This is a genomic window from Stenotrophomonas sp. SrG, from assembly GCF_050031795.1.
Lineage (GTDB): Bacteria > Pseudomonadota > Gammaproteobacteria > Xanthomonadales > Xanthomonadaceae > Stenotrophomonas > Stenotrophomonas rhizophila_A.
Genome location: NZ_JBNBBE010001043.1, coordinates 1 through 240 on the forward strand (window position 1 = coordinate 1; position 240 = coordinate 240).

Sequence of the window (240 nt, forward strand, 5' to 3'; positions counted from 1 at the left end):
CCCCAAGCCGGTGCAGATTCCCTATTTCGACCAGGCCGCCGACGGCACGCGGTGGGCGGTGGACGATTGGGGCGCGCGTCCGCTCGCCCAGGCCGATCCCGACCCGCGCCATGCACGGGCCACGGACAGCTGGCTCGATCCCGCCTTCAAGGGCGCGGGGCTGCGTTTCGACCGCGATGGCGGCAAGTGGCTCAGCACCGCCGGCGGAATCGCGCGCGTGCGCGATCCGAAGGTGCTGCG

1 protein-coding gene is annotated in these 240 nt (G+C 72.9%); it reads left to right on the forward strand.

All coding sequences use genetic code 11. The annotated features are described in order from the left end of the window. The coding region (locus tag ACQG3P_RS22660; RefSeq protein WP_426806309.1) for a hypothetical protein at window positions 1-240 on the forward strand (240 nt) is incomplete at both ends.